Consider the following 18,992-nt stretch of genomic DNA (forward strand, 5'->3'; position numbering starts at 1 on the left):
TCTCAGGCCGTCTTCGCCGCCGGCACGCCAGCATCGCGCGCATACAGCCCCTGAACGAGATTGCGCACAAAGGCGATGTGGCTGCGGAGATGGTAAACCTCTTCGGTGTATGAAAGCGGCACGTCGAGTTCGCCGACTTCGCGCTGAAGCTCGGCCAGCTCTTCCAGCACCCTGTCGCGCTGATCGTTCGTGGTCGCTTCGCGGCCGCGTGTTTCGAGTTCGCGCAGATCCTTGTACCAGACATAGATCTTCCGCCTCACGCGCCAGCGATAGATGGGCGGGGCCACTCGCACGAGCGGGATAAGCAGGGTCGCCAGCGGAATCAGGAAAACCCAGGCGCGTTCCAGGAAATTGGCGAGCTGGAAAGAGAAATAGTTGCGCAGGAAAGACGGCCCATTCTTCCAGTAGCGCTCGGCTTCCGAGGATAGCGGCATGTCGATCAGCGACTTGTCCGGAAAAGCGCCGGCCGGGGCAAAGGCAGAATTACCGGAATGGATCTCCTCGGACGCCTCCAGCAGCAGAGACTGGATCGCTGGATGGAGGTCTGCACCCACCGCCAGCTGTGCGACCGATGCAATCAGCGGGATGTCTTCCGCGGGAACATCGCCCTGGAGGTCGACCAGGCCGCGATAGAGCGTCACCTCGTCCAGCGCCGCCGTGCGCCGCGCCAGGGCCGGAGCGCGGCCGAAGGGAAGAAGGTGCACGCCGTCCGCCTCGAGCAGCTCGGCAATATAGGGCGCATTGATCGAGGCCGAGAAGGCTGCGGCATCGATGTCGCCGGCCATGAGGGCGGCGGAAGCCGCCTCTCCGCTAGGTGTCAGCTTTGCCGTCTCCGGCCAGTCTCCGCCCCATTTTCCCTGCAGGTCCAGCGCCAGCGCGCGCGTGCCGGAGCCTTCCGGGCCAATCGCCAGCCGCGCGTCGCGCAGGTCGCCATAATTATCGGCCGCCACACTGTCGCGGACAAAGACCCAGAAGGGTTCGTGAAACATGCCGGCCAGCGAGCGCAGGGCGTCGCGGTTTTCCGGCCCGGCCAGTCCGCCCTGGACCAGCGCGATATCGGCCTCGCCAGACATGAGCAGGGCGAGATTCTCGATCGATCCCGCCGTCTCCAGCACTTCGACTTCGACACCGCTTTCGGCGAGATCTTCCCTGTATTGCTGCGCCAGCGCGTAATAGGCACCGCCCGAGCCGCCGGACGCGAAGGTGACTTTTGAAGGCGGGGCCGGATCGATTAGGGCGAGCGCGATCCAGATGGCCGCGATCACCAGAAGGGCGATCGGCCCATAGACCTTCAAAACATCCTTCATTGTCTTTTCCATTTTCGCGCCCACCTCAGGGGTGGACCCTAGACCGGGGCGGCCAGTTGCGTCGAGAGGTTCGGCGCCACAGGCTGCCGGTTTATGCGGCAGTCTGAAGCAATTGCAGAGACATGACGGCAATTTGAGTCGTTTTCTGGATGTGGAATGCCTATGTTAGGGTCAGAAGAAATTCACAGGATCGACGGATTAAATCATGAACATGCGTAATCTCGCCGTCTGGGGACTTGTTGCCGCGCTTGTCGTCGCCATGATGATTGCCATGCAGGGCTCATCGACAGCAGTCGGCTCGGAAAAGATTGCTATTTCCGAACTTCGCCAGATGGCGACCCAGGGCCAGCTCGAAGACGTGACGGTCACGAATGACCGCATCACGGCCACCACAACCGGCGGCAACACGGTCTACGCCGAAAAGCTGCAGACCAATTTCGAGATTTCCAACTGGCTCGCCGAACAGGGTGTGCGCGTCACCGAGGATGCCGATACCGGCTTCAGCCTCGGCGGCCTGTTGCTCAATCTTCTTCCGCTGATCCTTATCCTCGGCCTCTTCCTCTTCCTGATGCGCCAGATGCAAGGCGGCGGCGGTGGCCGCGGCGCAATGAGCTTCGGCAAGTCGCGGGCCCGCATGCTGACCGAAAAGTCCGGCCGTGTGACCTTTGACGACGTTGCCGGCGTGGATGAAGCCAAGGAAGAACTTCAGGAAGTCGTCGAATTCCTGCGCGACCCGGCCCGTTTCCAGCGCCTCGGCGGCAAGATCCCGAAGGGCGCGCTGCTCGTTGGTCCGCCCGGCACGGGTAAGACACTGCTCGCCCGCGCTGTGGCCGGTGAGGCCGGTGTGCCCTTCTTCACCATTTCCGGGTCTGACTTCGTCGAGATGTTCGTCGGCGTCGGCGCCAGCCGTGTGCGCGACATGTTCGAACAGGCCAAGCGTAATGCCCCGTGCATCATCTTCATTGACGAGATCGACGCGGTCGGCCGCTCACGCGGTGCCGGCCTCGGCGGCGGCAATGACGAGCGCGAGCAGACGCTGAACCAGCTCCTGGTCGAGATGGATGGCTTCGAAGCCAATGACGGCATCATCATCATCGCAGCGACCAACCGGCCGGACGTGCTCGACCCGGCGCTGCTGCGCCCGGGCCGTTTCGACCGTCAGGTCACGGTGAACAATCCCGACATTCTGGGTCGTGAGCGTATACTCAAGGTCCACATGCGCAATGTGCCGCTCGCCAAGGACGTGAACCCCAAGGTGATCGCTCGTGGCACGCCCGGTTTCTCGGGCGCCGACTTGGCCAACCTCGTCAATGAGGCGGCCCTTCTCGCGGCGCGGCGCGGCAAACGGGTCGTGGCCATGTCCGAGTTCGAGGACGCCAAGGACAAGGTCCTGATGGGGCCGGAAAAGCGCTCCATGGTGATGTCCGACAAGGAACGCGAGCTGACCGCCTGGCACGAAGCCGGCCACGCCATCGTCGCGATGAATGTTCCGGCCGCAGACCCGGTGCACAAGGCGACCATCATTCCGCGCGGCCGTGCGCTCGGTATGGTCATGCAGCTGCCGGAAGATGACAAGATGTCGATGTCGAAGATCGAGATGACCTCGCGGCTCGCCATCATGATGGGTGGACGTGTCGCCGAAGAAGAGAAATTCGGCATGGAAAACGTCACCGCGGGCGCCGCTTCTGACATCCAGCAGGCCACCAAGCTTGCCCGTGCCATGGTGACCCGATGGGGCCTGTCGGATACGATTGGCCCGGTCGACTATGCCGACGATCAGGGCGACGTGTTCCTTGGCCAGCAGCTGATGAACAAGTCGCACGTGTCCGAAGACACCTCGAAAAAAATCGAGGAAGAAGTCCGCAAGCTCGTTCAGAGAGGCATGGATGACGCGCGTCATATCATGACCGAGCGCCGCAAGGATTGGGAAACGCTTGCCGAAGGCCTGCTCGAATACGAGACGCTGAGCGGCGAGGACATCCGCAACCTGCTCAACGGCAAGCCGCCGGAGCGCCCGGATGAGCCGGATGAGCCGCAAGGCCCCGCCTCGGCCGTGCCGGTCACCGGCAAGCGCCGCAAAGGCTTCGGCGGTGGCGAACCGGGCGGCGAGCCGAGCCCGGCCTGATCTCAGGACTGACATGACAAGAGAGGGCGCTGCTGCATGGCGGCGCCCTTTCTCTATAAGGGATCCCAGACATGATGGAAAAACGACCGGAGCCGAATGGCCGCGTCTTGGTTATCGCCGGCTCGGATTCAGGCGGCGGAGCCGGCATCCAGGCCGATATCAAGGCGGTGATGGCCATGGGCGGCTATGCGATGACCGCAATCACCGCGATCACGGTACAGGACACGACCGGCGTCTATGATGTCCACCCGGTGCCGCTGGACACGGTGAGCGGCCAGATGAAAGTCTGCCTGAAGGATATCGGTGCCGATACGATCAAGACGGGCATGCTGGGTAGCGCCGAGCTGGTCGAGGGCATCGCCGAAACGCTCAATGAGCAGACGGCCGGTACCCCGCGCATCATCGATCCGGTGATGATCGCCAGCTCCGGCAGCCGGCTGATCACCGAGCGCGCAGTCGATGCGCTGGCCTCCCTGCTGTTGCCGGGCGCCCATCTCATCACGCCGAACGCGCCGGAAGCCGAAGTCCTGTCGGGAAAGTCGGTCGACGGGGTCAATGGTCAGCGCCGCGCCGCCGAAGCGCTGCTCAATCGCGGCGCCAAGGGCGTCCTTGTGAAGGGGGGACATATCCCCGGCCGCGTGATCACCGATGTCCTCCAGACCGAGCATGGCGAATGGCTTCTGGAAAGCGAGCGCATCGTCACCACCTCGACGCATGGCACCGGCTGCACGCTGGCGAGCGCAATTGCCGCCCTCATCGCACAGGAAAGGCCCATTGATGAGGCTGTCGAAGCCGCCCGCGACTATCTTCATGGCGCGATCCGCCATGCCCGGGGCTTCGGCTCGGGTCACGGGCCGGTCGACCATGGCTGGCAGATAACCCCCACCGAAAGCTAGAAGCGGCGCACCAGATAAACGCCGAGGATCAGGAAACCGGCGCCCAGCAGCCGCAGTGGCGTCGCCGGGCGTACCGCCTGTCCGAACGCGCCGAACTGGTCATACAGGACAGCCGCGCCCAGCTGGCCGGCAATGAAGGCGGCAATCCACGCAGCCACCCCGATCTTCGGCACCGCGAGCGCCGTCGACGCAACGACAAGCGCGCCGATCACGCCGCCAACCCAGACCCACCACGGCATGCTGGCCACCTGTCCGGCCGGCGGCACACGCACGCCCATGAAGAGATTGGCAACCAGCAGCGCGGCCCAGCCAACCGTAAACGAGATGAAAGCCGCCTGAAGCGGCCCGCCAATGCCACCCGCAAGCCGGCCATTGATCGCTCCCTGAGCGGCCATCAACGCCCCGCTCAACAGCCCCAGTCCGACAAGCAGATAGCCAAACGGCATGCGCGATCCTCTCTTCTGTAACTAAACAGTGGCTTAGAAAGTCTCGTTTGTGGTGGCCCAGTTCTGCGGCTATTTGCAAGCCTCCAACCGGAGACTGACACGATGGCGCGCCTGCCCTTTTACCAGATCGATGCTTTTGCCAGCCGCCCCTTCGAGGGCAACCAGGCCTGTGTGATGCCGCTGGAGGCGTTTCTGCCGGACGCGACGCTGCAGGCGATCGCGGCAGAGAACAATGTGTCCGAGACCGCCTACATCGTCCCGAAGGAAGATGGCGGCTGGGCGCTGCGCTGGTTCACGCCGGGCCGGGAAGTGCCGCTTTGCGGGCATGCCACGCTCGCATCGGCACATCTGCTGTTCGACCAGCTCGGTTTCGCAGGCGACGAGATCGCCTTCGACACAGTGAAGTCAGGGCGGCTGACCGTGACGCGCGGGCCGGAGGGGCGCTACGAGATGGATTTTCCAGCCCCCGAGGTCGAACAGGTCGAAGTGAGTGACGATGTCGCCGAGATGCTCGGCGCGCGGCCGGTGGAAGCCTGGGCCGGACCCTATTATGCCGCGATCTTCGAGAATCCGGAGCAGATCGTCTCGCTGGAACCGAACCTTGAACGCATGAAACCGATGACCGTCGGCCAGCGGGATCATAATGGCTGTTTCGGTGTCCTCGCGCCGGGGGGCGACGGGGCCGATATCACGAGCCGCTTCTTTGCGCCGGGCAGCGGCATCCCGGAAGATCCGGCCACCGGCAGCTGGCACTGCATTGTCGCGGCCATCATGGGTGCACGTCTGAACAAGCCGCTGGACTGCTTTCAGGCCTATCCAGGCCGGGGCGCGCGGATCGGCGCCGAGCTGGCCGGTGACCGCGTGAAGCTGCGCGGTGACGCCGTAACCGTGATCGAGGGCACCTTCACGCTCTAGAAAGGCCGGGCGCTCCTGTCGCGTCCCCTCAGGCAGGGGCGCGCTTGCGGGCCTGGCGCTGCGAGAACCAGACGCCGGCCAGGATCAGCACGAAAGCGACAAGCGCGTTCCAGCTTTGCGTCTCACGGAAGGCGAAATAGCCGATCACGGCCGACATGATCGGGATGACATAGCCGGTCAGCGCGATGAAGGTCGCACTGGTGCGGGCGACGAGATACATCAGGATGATCCCGGCGGCCGCGGTCGAGATAGCGCCCAGTCCGAGGACCGCCGCGAGGTTCACCGCCGTCGGCTGGACCTCACTCCAATCCGTCCAGACCAGCATGGGCAGCGAGGCGATCGAGGCAACGGTCAGGAAACCGACCGGCATGACGATCGCCGGCAGGCGCGGGGCCTGGCGGGCAATGATGCTGTTGATGGCATAACAGAAGGCCCCCATGAGCACGAGCAGCTGGGCCCCAAGCTCGAGATCGAGCCCCGTCAGCGCGTCCGGGCCGAGCAAGACCGCCACGCCCGCAAAGCCCACAATCAGGCCGGCCGCCTTGTAGGCAGTGATCTGCTCATCATGAAACCGGATATGGGCCAGCACGGCGGTAAAGAGCGGGGCTGCCGAGATCAGCAGGGCCGCCAGCGAGGAATCGATCGTCTTCTGGCCGAGCGTGATCAGATAGAAGGGCGCCGCCGTCCCGATCGTCCCGAGCCCGACGATGGACAACCATGCGGCGCGATCGCTGAAGGGTGGCAAGCGCTCGCCGCGCGCCAGCATCACGCCCCACAGGATCAGGGCCGCCACGGTGAGGCGTCCGGGAATGATGACACTGGCCGGCAGGCCGCCCACGGCGAGCTTGGTCATGGCAAAGGCACACGCCCAGCAGAGAGACAGAAGCAGGAAGAGCCCCCACTCGGCCGGCGAACGGTGTGTCGTCATGTCGAAAGGGCATCCTCTTCGCGGACTGGGAGAGAAGGGCTTTGCATCCCCCCGGAGGCCCGGCAAGCCCTGCTTTCAGCAAGTGTCACAAAACTCCCCTTTGATGCAGCGCAAAAATCTGGCATACGGGCCGTGGGCCAGCCCTCCCCAACGAGGGCCAGCCTATCTGTAAGGATAGGAGTAAAACAGATGACGATTCCCGCTAAGCCGGACGTGCGTCCAGCGTGTCCGCATTTCTCTTCCGGGCCGACCGCAAAGCGCCCCGGATTTTCACTCTCACAACTCGAAACCGCTGCCTTTGGCCGCTCGCACCGTGCCAAGGATGCCAAGGCGAAGCTGAAAGAGGCGATCGACCGGACGAAAGAGATCCTCGATCTGCCGGAAGGCTATCGCGTGGCCATCGTCCCGGCCTCCGACACCGGCGCCGTCGAGATGTGCATGTGGTCCATGCTGGGCTGCAAGCCGGTCGACATTTTCGCCTGGGAAAGCTTCGGCATGGGCTGGGTGACCGATGCCCAGAAGCAGCTGAAGCTCGACGACTGCGAGATCCATGTCGGCGACTATGGCGTGCTGCCGGACTTCGGCAAGGCGCGCGACGATGCCGACATCGTCTTCACCTGGAATGGCACGACCTCGGGCGTGCGCGTCGATGACCATAGCTGGCTGAAGCCGAACCCGGACCGCATCGTGATCTGCGATGCGACGTCGGCCATCTTCGCCCAGGACATCCCGTTCGAGAAACTCGATGTCATCACCTATAGCTGGCAGAAAGTGCTCGGCGGGGAAGCGGCCCACGGCATGCTGATCCTCTCGCCCAACGCGGTAAAGCGGCTTGAGAGCTATACGCCGGACCGGCCGCTGCCGAAGATCTTCCGCATGACAAAGGGCGGAAAGCTGAACGAGGGCATCTTCGAGGGCTCGACGATCAACACGCCGTCCATGCTCTGCGTCGAGGACTATCTGAAGTCGCTTGACTGGGCCGAAGCCGAAGGCGGGCCCAAGGGCCTCAAGGCGCGCTCCGACAAGAGCCTCAAGATCCTCGAGGACTGGGTCGCGAAGACCGACTGGATCGAATTCCTCTGCGCCGATCCGAAAGTACGCTCGAATACGGGGGTCTGCTTCAAGATCACCGATCCGCGCGTCGCCGGCCTCGGCAAGGACGACCAGGAAGCCTTCGTGAAGAAGCTGGTCGGCCTGCTCGAGAAGGAAGAGGTCGCCTACGACTTCAACGCCTATCGCGATGCCCCTCCGGGCCTGCGCATCTGGGTCGGCGCCACCGTCGAACCCTCGGATGTCGAGAAGCTCCTGCCCTGGCTCGACTGGGCTTTCGCAACCGTCGCGGAAGAGCTTCAGAACGCGTAACGCCCTGTCATCCCGGACAGCGCGCGAGCACTTGTCCGGGGCCCGGCCTCACATCGTTTCAGGGCCTGGGCCCCGGTCTCTCGCCGCGCTCCCGCCGGAGTGACGCCTCATCCCTGCTTACAAATGGAATCTGACCATGCCTAAAGTATTGATTGCTGACAGTCTCAGCCCCGCCGCCGTCGAGATCTTCAAGAATCGCGGCATCGAAACCGAAACCCGTGTCGGCCTCTCCAAAGAAGAGCTGATCGAGATCATCCCCGAATATGACGGCCTCGCCGTGCGCTCGGCCTGCAAGCCGGACGCCGACGTCATCGAGGCCGCCAAGAACCTCAAGGTCATTGGCCGGGCCGGTATCGGCGTCGACAATATCGACATCAAGGCCGCGACCGCCAAAGGCGTCGTGGTCATGAACACGCCGTTCGGCAATGCCGTCACCACCGCCGAGCATGCCATCGCCATGATGTTCGCCGCCGCCCGCCAGATCCCGGCAGCGGATGCCGGCACCCAGGCTGGCAAATGGCCGAAGAAGAGCTTCGTCGGCACCGAGCTGTCCTACAAGACGCTCGGCCTGATCGGCTGCGGCAATATCGGCGCCCGCGTGGCCGAACGCGCCAAGGGCCTGACGATGCGCGTCGTCGCCTATGACCCGTTCCTGACCGAGGAGCGCGCCGTCGAACTCGGCATCGAGAAGGTCGACCTCGAACACCTGCTTTCGCGCGCCGATATCATCACGCTGCACACGCCGCTGACCGACCAGACGCGCAACATCCTCTCCAAGGAAGCGCTGCAGAAGACCAAGAAGGGCCTCATCCTCGTCAACTGTGCCCGGGGTGGCCTGGTCGACGAAGCTGCCGTGCGCGAGCTGCTCGATTCCGGCCATCTCGGGGCGGCCGCCTTCGACGTCTTCGCCGAGGAGCCGGCCAAGGAGAACGTCCTGTTCGGGGCGCCGAACTTCGTCGCCACGCCGCACCTTGGCGCTGCGACTGTCGAAGCGCAGGAAAATGTCGCCCTGCAGGTCGCCGAACAGATGAGCGACTATCTGCTGACGGGGGCCGTCACCAACGCGCTCAACATGCCGTCCGTGACGGCTGACGAAGCCCCGCGCCTCAGGCCCTTCATCGATCTTGCCGAGAAGCTCGGCCAGTTCGCCGGCCAGATCTCCGATCATGGCTTCGAGGAAGTCGTCATCGAGTATGAAGGCGAGCTTGCCGACATCAACCGCAAGCCGATCACGGCGGCGGCCCTGGCCGGTCTGCTGCGCACCTCGCGCGGTGATGTGAACATGGTCTCGGCGCCGGCGATCCTCGCCGAATCGGGCGTGAAGTATTCCGAGACAGTGACCGAGGAGAGCCCGGTCTATGACACGCTCATCCGCATCAAGGTCCGCGTGCCGAAGACGGAAAACTCCGACGAGACCGGCTGGCGTTCGCTCGCCGGTACCGTGTCTGCCGGTCGCCCGCGCGTGGTCGAGATCAAGGGCATGCCGCTTGAAGGCGATTTCACGCCGGTCGCTCTCTACGTCAACAATATCGACAAGCCGGGCTTCATCGGCTCGCTTGGCGCCATGCTTGGCGAAGCCGAGGTCAACATCGCGACCTTCCACCTTGGCCGTCAGGACGTGGGTGGCGAGGCCATCGCGCTGATCGGCATCGACAACGAGCCCCCGGCTGACATGACGGCGAAACTCGATGCCTTGCCGCACGTGCGCTATGCCAAGGTCCTGCACTTCTAGGGAACCATCCCTCGCAATGAGACTTGACCAATGACCCGCCCCGTCCTTTCTGGGGCGGGTCATTGACTCTGAGGCCCCTCATGAAACGATTCTTTGCCCTTGCCGGGCTTGCCCTGACGACCCTTCCCCTGGCCCAGCCAGCCAGTGCCCAACTGGTCGAAGAAGCCCGGATTGGCGTAATGCAGCATAATATCTGCGTTACAGACTGCAAAAACGCCAACAAGGAAGATGGGCCCACCGTGGAAGGTGAGCTTGTCTTCGCGTCGCCTGACTTCCTCAATCTCCTTCTCGGACCGCGCCCTTATGCGCTCGCCTCGGTCAATACAGCTGGCGACACCAGTTATGGCGCGCTCGGACTGATGTGGAACTGGGACTTCGCACAAGGCTGGTCGCTGGAGCCAAGCCTCGGCTATGCCATTCATGACGGCGCCAAGAGCAGCCCCTATCCGCAGGGCAGCCCGGAGAGCGCCGCCTTTGCCGAAAACAACCTCCTGCTTGGTTCGAAAGACCTGTTCCGGACCGGCCTCGCCATCAACCGCGATATCGGGGAAAATTGGGGACTGCAGGTCCAGTATGAACACCTCTCGCACGGCCAGATTCTCGGAAATGGGCGCAATCAGGGTGTCGACAGCATAGGCATGCGTGCCTATTGGCGCTTCGGACGCTGACACAGGCTCCACGCCTTCCCCGCCGTCAGTCTTGCATTACAGCCTCATCAGGCGAATCCTCCCTGGAAAATAGACTAGGGAGGTTTGCATGGCGAAGAAGCATGCCATCATCATCGGCGCCGGGCTTGGCGGCCTGACAGCGGCCATCAAGCTCCAGGAGGCCGGACACACATACGACCTGCTCGACCGCAACCCGAAAGTCGGCGGCACATGGTATGAGAACAGCTATCCGGGCGTTGCCTGCGACGTGCCCGTGGCGCTCTACCAGCTCTCCTTTGCCCAGAGCATCAACTGGACGCGCGCCTATCCGCAGGGCCAGGAAATCCAGGCCTATGCCGAAGAGATCACCGACCGCTACCAGCTGCGCCCGAACCTTCATCTCGACGATGAAGCCATTTCGGCGGTCTGGGACGAAGAGGCGAAAAAGTGGACGGTCAAAACGGCCAGCGGGAAAACCTATACCGGGGACCTTCTCGTCGGCGCGCTCGGCCAGCTGAACCGGCCATTCTGGCCAAAGATCGACGGGATGGGCACCTTCAAGGGCGCGAAGATGCATTCGGCCCGCTGGGACCACTCGGTCTCGATCGAAGGCAAGCGCGTCGGCGTCATCGGCTCGGCGGCGAGCGCCATCCAGATCATTCCGGAAGTGGCCAAGGTCGCCTCGCAGCTGACCGTCTTCCAGCGCACGCCGAACTGGGTCATCCCCCGCCGGGACGTTCCGATCTCGAAGCAGGAACAGGCCCTCATGTTCACCGAGCCGGAGACGGCCATGGAACTGGCCTCGCGCAACCGTCAGCTCATCTTCGACAATGCCGACCACTTCTTCTGGCAGGCCTTCAAATGGACCCCGGAGGGCCGCGAGGCCTACACGACCATCGCGACCAACCACCTCAACGAGCAGGTGAAGGACCCGGAGCTGCGCGAAAAGCTGACGCCGGACTATCCCGTCGGCTGCCGTCGTATCCTGATTGCTGATGACTATTTCCCCGCCCTCCAGCGCGACAATGTCGAGCTCGTGACCGAAGGCATCACCAGCATGGACGAAACCGGCGTCACGACGAAGGATGGCACGCACCGTGAGTTCGATGTCCTGATCTTCGCAACCGGGTTCGAGACCACGGGCTGGAACTGGACGGTCGACGTTCAGGGCAAGGACGGAAAGCATCTCGGCGAGGTCTGGGCCGATCATCCGGAAGCCTATGTCGGTATCACGGTAAACGGTTTCCCCAACCTGTTCGTTCTCTACGGGCCGAACACCAATCTCGGGCACAACTCGATCACCTTCATGCTCGAGCGCCAGGTCGAATACATGGTGAAGGCGCTGGACACATTGGATGAACACGACGCCAGTGCGATGAGTCCGAAAAAGGCCGCCCAGGACCGCTGGAACGACGAGATCCAGGCACAGCTGCAGAAGACCGTCTGGGCCGATCCGGCGTGCAATTCCTGGTACAAGACCGATGGCGGGCTGATCACCCAGAACTGGGGCTCGCACAACCGCGATTACGCCAAGGCCGTGGAAACGGTGAAGGTCGAGGATTACGAACTCGCCTGACAGGCGGCATCCGCACATTTCGGCTCTTGCAATTCGTGCGCAAACCCTGTCAGTGGCGCACGGGTTTTGAAGGAGCTGTGACACATGGCCGGAGTCGTCGTCGTAGGCGCCCAGTGGGGCGATGAAGGCAAGGGCAAGATTGTCGACTGGCTGTCGAGCCGGGCCGACACGGTCGTCCGTTTCCAGGGCGGCCACAATGCCGGCCACACGCTTGTTATCGGCGACAAGACCTTCAAGCTGAACCTTCTGCCCTCGGGCGTCGTGCGCGGCGGCAAGCTCTCGGTCATCGGCAATGGCGTCGTGGTCGACCCGTGGCAGCTGCTCTCGGAGATCGAGGGCATGGCCAAGGAGGGCGTCACGCTCGACCCCGACGACCTGATCCTGGCCGACAATGCCTGCCTGATCCTGCCATGGCACAAGGATATCGATGCCGCGCGCGAGGCCGCGCTGGGCGACTCCAAGATCGGCACGACCAAGCGCGGTATCGGACCGGCCTATGAAGACCGTGTCGGGCGCCGGGCGATCCGCGTGGCGGACCTCTCCGACCCGGATGCCCTCGACCTGAAGCTCGAACGCCTGCTCGCCCACCACCGCCCGCTGCGCGCCGGGCTCGACCTGCCGGAGCCGGATGCGGAACAGCTGAAGGCCGATCTTCTGGCACTGGCGCCGAAAGTGCTGCCCTTTGCCAAGCCGGTCTGGAAACTGCTGGACGAGCAAGTGAAGCTCGACCGCCGCATCCTGTTCGAAGGCGCCCAGGGCGTGATGCTAGACGTCGACCATGGCACCTACCCCTTCGTGACTTCGTCCAATGTCGTCGCGGGCAATGCCTCCGCCGGCGCCGGCGTCGGCCCGAGCGCCATTTCCTATGTGCTGGGCCTCGCCAAGGCTTATACGACCCGCGTCGGCTCCGGCCCCTTCCCGACCGAGCAGGACAATGAGATCGGCAAGCGCCTCGGCACCGCCGGTCATGAATTCGGCACGGTGACGGGCCGGGCGCGCCGCTGCGGCTGGTTCGACAGCGTCATGGTACGCCAGGCCTGTGCGACCTCCGGCGTCAACGGCCTCGCGCTGACCAAGCTCGACGTCCTCGACGGCTTCGAGGAGATCAAGGTCTGTGTCGGCTACAAGCTGAACGGCAAGGAAATCGACTACTTCCCGGCCGGCCTGACCGATCAGGCCGCCGTCGAGCCTGTCTATGAGAGCATGCCGGGCTGGAAGGATTCGACCAAGGGCGCCCGTTCCTGGGCGGACCTGCCGGCCGAGGCGGTCAAATATGTTCGCCGTCTGGAGGAGCTCGTCGGCAAGCCCTGCGCGCTGGTTTCCACCTCGCCGGAGCGCGAAGACGTCATCCTGATGCGCGACCCGTTCGAGCGGGGCTAGTCCGCCCCGCGCGCCTCGAAAATCCGGCTCATCGCGATCGCTCCGGCGGTCGCGACATTCACGCTGTCAAAGCCTGCCGCCATGGGGATGCGTACGGGCTTGGCGCCGCCGATCAGCGCATCCGGCAAGCCCGGCCCTTCGGCGCCAAGTAGCACCGCCACCTTGCCCGTGACCGGCATATCCGGCAGCGGCGTGGCATCGGCGCGCGGTGTCAGCGCCCAGACCTCATAGCCTGCCGCATGCAGCGCCGTCAGGTGCGCCTCGCCCGTTCCGCCATGATGGAAGGGCAGCCATAGCGCGCTGCCGGCCGAGACACGCACGGCCTTCCTGTAGAGCGGATCGCAGCTGCGCTGGTCAAGCAGGACACCCCCTGCCCCGAACGCGGCCGCATTGCGGAAGGCCGCCCCGACATTGTCGTGGTTGGAGATGTCATTGAGCACCAGCAGGGTTTCCCGCCCAAGCACTTCATCCAGCGCCAACGGCTCGCCCTTGCGCGCGCAGGCGAGGATACCGCGATGGATCGGGAAGCCGGCGATCTGGTCCATGACGCCCTGGGTTGCGACATAGACCGGCACGCTCTCCGGCAGGCCCGCCAGGGTCTCACGCAGGGGCTCAAGCCGGGATTCGGCGATCAGGACACTCTCGATGGGAAAGCGCGACCGCTCGGCCAGGATGGCGAGCGTTACCTTGCCTTCCACGATGAAACGACCGTCGCCGCGCCCGGTCAGGTCCCGCTCGCGGATGGAGACATAAGGTGCCAGGCGCGGATCGGCCGGGTCTTGAACAGAAATCCGGGGCATCGCTTCGTTATTCACTCCGATGGGGAAAGAGGCCAGCTTCGCTGTCGGGGGTGGAACACAGGCCTGACGCATCTGGGGTCGCGGATCGCGGTGACAATAGTGCTTGCTGCGGCTCTAGCCCGGCTTCATCGTGGAAATCGGCATGCTCTTTAGAGTGGCGGCGTGCTGGTTGCCGTGACCGCCGATACGGGCGATGTCGCCTCGCTGACGGCAGCCGCCATCATGGGCGTGCGGCCTCCGGATTTTCTCGATCCGCCGGCCCACGACCCGAATGATAAAACTGTTTCAGCGGAGTAGGCCTCACGCCCCAGCCGGCAAGCCCTGTTCCTTCGCCATGCGCTTCATGGCCTTCTGGATCTTCTCGAAGGCGCGCACCTCGATCTGGCGGATACGTTCGCGCGAGACGTTGTAGACCTCGGAAAGCTCTTCCAGCGTCTTCGGCTCATCCGTCAGGCGGCGTTCCTGCAGGATATGCTGCTCCCGCTCGGAGAGGTCCGCCATGGCTTCCTGGAGAAGCTCCATGCGCGAGTCGAACTCCTGCCGGTTGGCATAGCTCTCAGCCTGGCCGGGCTCGTCATCGGTCAGCCAGTCCTGCCACTCCATATCGCCTTCCGCGCCCATCGGGGCGTTGAGCGAGGCGTCCGAACCGCTCATCCGGCCATTCATGCTGAGCACGTCCTTCTCGGACACGTTCAGCCGTTCGGCGATTTCCCTGACCTGATCGGGATTGAGGTCGCCATTTTCCAGCGCGCTGATCTCGCCCTTGATACGGCGGAGGTTGAAGAAGAGCTTCTTCTGGGCCGCTGTCGTACCGAGCTTCACCAGACTCCACGAGCGCAGGATATATTCCTGGATCGCGGCACGGATCCACCACATGGCATAGGTCGCGAGCCGGAAACCCTTGTCCGGATCGAACTTCTTGACGGCCTGCATCAGGCCGACATTGCCTTCAGAAATCACTTCGGCCATGGGCAGGCCATAGCCGCGATACCCCATCGCGATCTTCGCGACGAGGCGAAGATGCGATGTCACCATCTGCTCGGCGGCATCGGTATCCTCATGCTCCTGCCAGCGCTTGGCGAGCATGAATTCCTGTTCTTTTTCGAGCATGGGAAATTTCCGGATCTCCGTGAGATACCGGCTCAGACCCTGCTCCGGGCTGAGAGCAATTGTTGCTGTCTTGGCCATGGACCTTTTCTCCCTGTCTACAGAGACTGACCCGTAAAGCAGGCATCAGTTCCGTATCGGTTATGGAGAAAGTATTAGCCCCGATCATCGGCGGCGTCTTTCCCCCAATCGCGCATCTGAATTATCACGCATCCGCATAAATAAGCCCCGAATGCCGCGAAAAAAGGGCAATCTGGCTTGAATACTCCGCAAAAAGACCGTCCCGCGACACGATGTCCGGACAATCCCCTAATGACACGCTGTCAAAAAGGATCCGGGCTCATCACTGGCGATGCGGCTACCTGCACAGCAGGTCTGAAACAGCCTTTACATCAAGTAAAGCTCAAATTCTTGTTTCGGGTCCGAAGCAAAAGAAACGCAGATACATGAAACGCCCCGCTTTTTGAAAAAATATGTCCTCCAGTAACGAGTGAGACCCGGATGCGGGGGCGGCATCCGGGTCTCTCAGGCGCCAGCCTGCTGAATTACTTGCCCTTCGGCTTGCCGGGGATCGATGGCTTACCTGGCTTGGCAGCAGGTTTGGCGGCCGGTTTCGGTGTCGGTTTAGCAGTTTGCGAATTCATCGCGTTGTGCCTTCAAAATGGAGCGATTGACTTACGCTCCTCAGCATCGGGACGCCATGTCCCAATACTTGCAAAATACGCCTTCCCGGAGCCGTCCGCAATGGAAGACGAAGTGAAATTATCGTTATCTAACGGGCCTCTCGCGGCCCTGCGTCGAGGCAGCACATCATCCAGCGCATGACTTCCGCGCCGCAGCCGCCTAAGTAGGGATAAACCGTCACGAAGGGATCAGCATGGCCCACATTCTCACAATTGCATTCTATGCCGCACTCGTCGTCCTTGTCGGCGTGCTGATCGCTGGCCTCGTCAACCTGACGCGGACCGATCCCAACCAGGCCAGCCGTTCCAACAAGCTGATGCGGATGCGCGTTCTGGTTCAGGCGATTGCCATTGCCCTGCTCTGTGCGCTTGGTTTTGCCGTCGGCGCCTTTGGCGGATAGGGAAACGCGCCACAAGGCCACAGAAAAGGAGCGCCCCTTCATGGTGAAGCTCAACAAGATCTATACGAAAACCGGCGATGGCGGGAAAACGCGCCTGGCGACCGGCGAGCCCGTCGACAAGTGGCACCCGCGTGTCATCGCCTATGGCAGCGTCGACGAGACGAACGCCGCGCTGGGCGTCGCCGCCCTCGAGGCCGACGGCGAGATGGCGGCCAGCCTTTTCCGCATCCAGAACGACCTGTTCGACCTCGGCGCCGATCTCGCCACGCCGGACCGCGGCAAGGATCTCGGCTGGGAACCGCTGCGCATCGTCACCGCCCAGGTCGACCGCCTCGAGGCCGAGATTGACGCCATGAACAAGGACATCCCCGCCCTCGACAGCTTCATCCTGCCGGGCGGTTCGGCGCTGGCGACCCGGCTGCATGTCGCACGCACCATCTGCCGCCGGGCCGAACGCGACGTGGCGCGCCTGTCGCACATGGACGGCGAAACGGTCAGCACCGCTGCGCTCGCCTTCATCAACCGGCTGTCGGACTGGCTCTTCGTCGCCGGCCGGGCGGCCAATGGAAATGGCGCGAACGATGTGAAATGGGTTCCCGGCGCGAACCGTCAGGACAAGTAGTTGGCAGATACCCCTTACAATCGCTTTCTCGGCCACTGGCAGCTCGATCCGGGCTCCTGCAATTACGGGCAGGGCGAGCCCCCGGCCAGCGGCAGCTATGTCATCCGCGAAGACGGCGACGAACTCGTCTTCGACATGGCCTGGACCGACCAGGCCGGCACCGCCCATGAGGCGAGCTTCCGCGGCAAGCCGGATGGCGAGGCCGTGCCCTTCAACGGCACCGACCTTGTCGACAGTTTCGCCATCACAGCGGAAAGCCCGAGCGAGCTGAACTCCACCGCCTACCTCAAGGGCGAGAAGCTGATGCAGGCGATCCGGACACTGATCGATGACGAGACCATGCGCATCGTCCAGACCGTCTACCTGCCCGATGGCACAGCGCCCTCGAACCGGTCGGTCTATTACCGCAAGACCTGAATACGCGACTCCATCGCCCAGCGCGGCGATGGCGCCGGTCGCTTGGCATAGCCGAGCCTGAACAGGCCCTGCAGCTGCTGCGGCGCCGACACGCCAAGCTCGGTATGGGCCTGCTCGAAAGGCTCTTCCATTTCCGGGAATTCCTCAAGCGCCTGGCTCAAGGGCTGGAAGGCGACACCGAGATGATTGGCCGCCATGTTGAGACGCACCCAGTGTGCGCCGGCATCCAGCTGATCGACCCGGCTATTACCGGGCGAAACCAGCCAGCCAAAGGCCATCGCGCTGTCGATCAGGTTGTTATAATAGCTGATTGTCTGCTGATGCGCCGTCGAGCCCTTTTCGGCCATGGCCTTCTTCGAGAGGAAGCCGGCGGCCTTGTAGAGTTCGATCATCGGCCCATGGACTGAAATGCCATCGGGGTTTTCACGAATGGCCGCCGCACCGATGCGGGTCAGGGCGGTGCTTTCATCCAAAGTGCGCTGGACGTTGCACTCAATCTCCCAGGCTTCCCGGCAGAGCGCCTTCAGGCGGTCCACCTGGGCGGGATCGTTGCTGTGGCCGAACAGGCCGCCCACACCGCTCAGCGCCGCGACCTCATCCATGGTCCCGCTTGTGACCGGCTTGTCCTGCGCGAACACGGCACGGTTTGTCCGACGGTCCAGCAGGTCGTCGAAAAGCGGGGCGGTTTTCACCTTCGGCGCTTCGGTGAAGATGACCTCTGCGATGGGCCGGCCATCGAGCTGCGGGGCTGGCTCACCGTCGGGGAAGGAAGTCACCTCGGCCTTGTAGCCCTGTTCGGCCGCCGCCATGCCAAGCAATTCGAGGAAGGCTCCAAGCCCGATCACGGTCTGGCGGTCATAAGGGTCGGCTTCAGGCAGGCGGCGGATGAGATCGCAATAGAGAACAAGCTTGTCTTCGCCGCGCAATTCGACCCACCAGGGCTGCCGGTTGTGCGCGCTGGGCGCGAGGATCGCATAGGCCACGGCATTGAGACGCGGGTCGCCGAAGCCACCTTTCGCAGCAGCCCGCCAGGGCTCGCGAACCGGGTCGATGCTGCGTGTGGTCAGCCAGGCCGCCGCGCCGCCGCCGGCGACCAGAATGGCCGCCCCGCCCGTCATCAGAAGTCCGCGTCGCGTTATCATCGCCCTCCATCCGGCTTTCTCACCCTGGATTCCGGCGGCTCAACGCCTCGCTGTCAAGCTGGAATCGGGCGCGGCAGGAGACTGCCCCTGCGGCAAGCGCCTCATATCGACAGGCTGAGCGGACAGCTCCATGAGACCGGGCAGCGCTTGCCTCTTGAGAATTCCCGCCTGTCAGGGCAAATCACGGCGTATGAGTGAAACAGATACACCCCCCGATCGCCTGAGCCTCGACCCGCGCAGCTCCTATTATGATGAAGCGCTGATTTCGCGCGGCGTCGGCGTACGCTTCAAGGGTCAGGAGCGCACCAATGTCGTCGAATACTGCCTGTCGGAAGGCTGGATCAAGGTCGTAGCCGGCAAGTCGCTCGACCGTAAGGGCAACCCGCTGACGCTGACCCTGAAGGGCCCGGTCGAGGTCTGGTTCGAGGACGTCGAAGACAAGAACGCCTGAGACCGTGGGCCCTGTTTTTCGCGATAGGGAACTATCGCGACGAATTGACCTTTAC

The 18,992-nt window shown here is 63.4% G+C and carries 19 protein-coding genes; 13 read left to right on the forward strand and 6 right to left on the reverse strand.

Translation table 11 applies throughout. The annotated features are described in order from the left end of the window. Window positions 1-2: 2 nt before the first annotated feature. The gene (locus B8784_RS18045; RefSeq protein WP_233356228.1) at window positions 3-1,307 is read right to left on the reverse strand and encodes a TAXI family TRAP transporter solute-binding subunit; all 1,305 of its coding nucleotides are present in this window, start codon (window positions 1,305-1,307) and stop codon (window positions 3-5) included. Between the two features lie 205 nt (window positions 1,308-1,512). Here B8784_RS18045 and ftsH point away from each other — a divergent pair, with 205 nt between their 5' ends. After that, window positions 1,513-3,432, forward strand: a complete 1,920-nt coding sequence (ftsH, locus tag B8784_RS18050; protein ID WP_084399276.1) for an ATP-dependent zinc metalloprotease FtsH — start codon at window positions 1,513-1,515, stop codon at window positions 3,430-3,432. A 74-nt stretch (window positions 3,433-3,506) separates the two neighbouring features. Beyond that, a complete protein-coding gene (gene thiD, locus B8784_RS18055; RefSeq protein WP_084399523.1) occupies window positions 3,507-4,328 on the forward strand; it encodes a bifunctional hydroxymethylpyrimidine kinase/phosphomethylpyrimidine kinase in 822 nt (273 codons plus the stop codon). Here the strand turns inward: thiD and B8784_RS18060 are convergent. Further along, window positions 4,325-4,774, reverse strand: a complete 450-nt coding sequence (locus B8784_RS18060) for a DMT family transporter (RefSeq protein WP_084399277.1) — start codon at window positions 4,772-4,774, stop codon at window positions 4,325-4,327. The two genes, thiD and B8784_RS18060, sit on opposite strands and share 4 nt — an antisense overlap. Window positions 4,775-4,876: 102 nt before the next feature. Between B8784_RS18060 and B8784_RS18065 the strand changes: the two genes are divergently transcribed. After that, window positions 4,877-5,689, forward strand: a complete 813-nt coding sequence (locus B8784_RS18065; RefSeq protein WP_084399278.1) for a PhzF family phenazine biosynthesis protein — start codon at window positions 4,877-4,879, stop codon at window positions 5,687-5,689. A gap of 28 nt (window positions 5,690-5,717) precedes the next feature. Here B8784_RS18065 and B8784_RS18070 read toward each other — a convergent pair whose 3' ends face one another. After that, the gene (locus B8784_RS18070; protein ID WP_084399279.1) at window positions 5,718-6,617 is read right to left on the reverse strand and encodes a DMT family transporter; all 900 of its coding nucleotides are present in this window, start codon (window positions 6,615-6,617) and stop codon (window positions 5,718-5,720) included. Between the two features lie 189 nt (window positions 6,618-6,806). On the opposite strand from B8784_RS18070, the gene B8784_RS18075 reads away from it, so the two are divergent. The 5 genes from B8784_RS18075 to B8784_RS18095 all read left to right on the forward strand — a co-directional run bounded on the left by B8784_RS18075 (window position 6,807) and on the right by B8784_RS18095 (window position 13,314). Continuing rightward, on the forward strand, window positions 6,807-7,979 hold the full coding sequence (locus B8784_RS18075; protein WP_084399280.1) for a phosphoserine transaminase: 1,173 nt from the start codon (window positions 6,807-6,809) through the stop codon (window positions 7,977-7,979). Window positions 7,980-8,115: 136 nt separating this feature from the next. Beyond that, window positions 8,116-9,711 carry a phosphoglycerate dehydrogenase gene (gene serA / locus B8784_RS18080; protein ID WP_143435616.1) on the forward strand — a complete coding sequence of 532 codons (1,596 nt, stop codon included), beginning with the start codon at window positions 8,116-8,118 and terminating at the stop codon, window positions 9,709-9,711. Window positions 9,712-9,791: 80 nt separating this feature from the next. Then, entirely contained in the window at window positions 9,792-10,379 is a 588-nt protein-coding gene (locus B8784_RS18085) for an acyloxyacyl hydrolase (RefSeq protein ID WP_084399282.1), read from the forward strand. An 88-nt stretch (window positions 10,380-10,467) separates the two neighbouring features. After that, the gene (locus tag B8784_RS18090) at window positions 10,468-11,934 is read left to right on the forward strand and encodes a flavin-containing monooxygenase (RefSeq protein WP_084399283.1); all 1,467 of its coding nucleotides are present in this window, start codon (window positions 10,468-10,470) and stop codon (window positions 11,932-11,934) included. An 84-nt stretch (window positions 11,935-12,018) separates the two neighbouring features. Next, window positions 12,019-13,314, forward strand: a complete 1,296-nt coding sequence (locus B8784_RS18095; protein WP_084399284.1) for an adenylosuccinate synthase — start codon at window positions 12,019-12,021, stop codon at window positions 13,312-13,314. Here the strand turns inward: B8784_RS18095 and B8784_RS18100 are convergent. After that, window positions 13,311-14,114: a TrmH family RNA methyltransferase gene (locus B8784_RS18100; RefSeq protein ID WP_084399525.1), complete on the reverse strand. Its 804-nt coding sequence runs from the start codon at window positions 14,112-14,114 to the stop codon at window positions 13,311-13,313. The genes B8784_RS18095 and B8784_RS18100 overlap by 4 nt on opposite strands. Before the next feature lie 162 nt (window positions 14,115-14,276). Between B8784_RS18100 and B8784_RS22100 the strand changes: the two genes are divergently transcribed. Continuing rightward, window positions 14,277-14,411: a hypothetical protein gene (locus B8784_RS22100; RefSeq protein WP_267889998.1), complete on the forward strand. Its 135-nt coding sequence runs from the start codon at window positions 14,277-14,279 to the stop codon at window positions 14,409-14,411. A 3-nt stretch (window positions 14,412-14,414) separates the two neighbouring features. Here B8784_RS22100 and rpoH read toward each other — a convergent pair whose 3' ends face one another. Next, window positions 14,415-15,302: an RNA polymerase sigma factor RpoH gene (gene rpoH / locus B8784_RS18105; RefSeq protein WP_084399285.1), complete on the reverse strand. Its 888-nt coding sequence runs from the start codon at window positions 15,300-15,302 to the stop codon at window positions 14,415-14,417. 796 nt (window positions 15,303-16,098) lie between these two features. Between rpoH and B8784_RS18110 the strand changes: the two genes are divergently transcribed. The 3 genes from B8784_RS18110 to B8784_RS18120 are packed head-to-tail and all read left to right on the forward strand — an operon-like array spanning window position 16,099 to window position 17,344. Continuing rightward, complete coding sequence (locus B8784_RS18110; protein WP_084399286.1) at window positions 16,099-16,305, forward strand: twin transmembrane helix small protein; 207 nt, start codon at window positions 16,099-16,101, stop codon at window positions 16,303-16,305. A 40-nt stretch (window positions 16,306-16,345) separates the two neighbouring features. Continuing rightward, window positions 16,346-16,927: a cob(I)yrinic acid a,c-diamide adenosyltransferase gene (locus tag B8784_RS18115; protein WP_084399287.1), complete on the forward strand. Its 582-nt coding sequence runs from the start codon at window positions 16,346-16,348 to the stop codon at window positions 16,925-16,927. Then, window positions 16,928-17,344 (forward strand): hypothetical protein, encoded by a 417-nt coding sequence (locus B8784_RS18120; RefSeq protein WP_084399288.1) that lies wholly within the window; start codon window positions 16,928-16,930, stop codon window positions 17,342-17,344. Here the strand turns inward: B8784_RS18120 and B8784_RS18125 are convergent. Next, window positions 17,329-18,486: an Acg family FMN-binding oxidoreductase gene (locus B8784_RS18125; protein WP_084399289.1), complete on the reverse strand. Its 1,158-nt coding sequence runs from the start codon at window positions 18,484-18,486 to the stop codon at window positions 17,329-17,331. The two genes, B8784_RS18120 and B8784_RS18125, sit on opposite strands and share 16 nt — an antisense overlap. 190 nt (window positions 18,487-18,676) lie before the next feature. On the opposite strand from B8784_RS18125, the gene B8784_RS18130 reads away from it, so the two are divergent. After that, window positions 18,677-18,937, forward strand: a complete 261-nt coding sequence (locus tag B8784_RS18130; RefSeq protein ID WP_084399290.1) for a DUF3297 family protein — start codon at window positions 18,677-18,679, stop codon at window positions 18,935-18,937. The last annotated feature ends 55 nt before the right edge of the window (window positions 18,938-18,992 follow it).

This window comes from Henriciella aquimarina (assembly GCF_002088975.1).
GTDB lineage: Bacteria > Pseudomonadota > Alphaproteobacteria > Caulobacterales > Hyphomonadaceae > Henriciella > Henriciella aquimarina.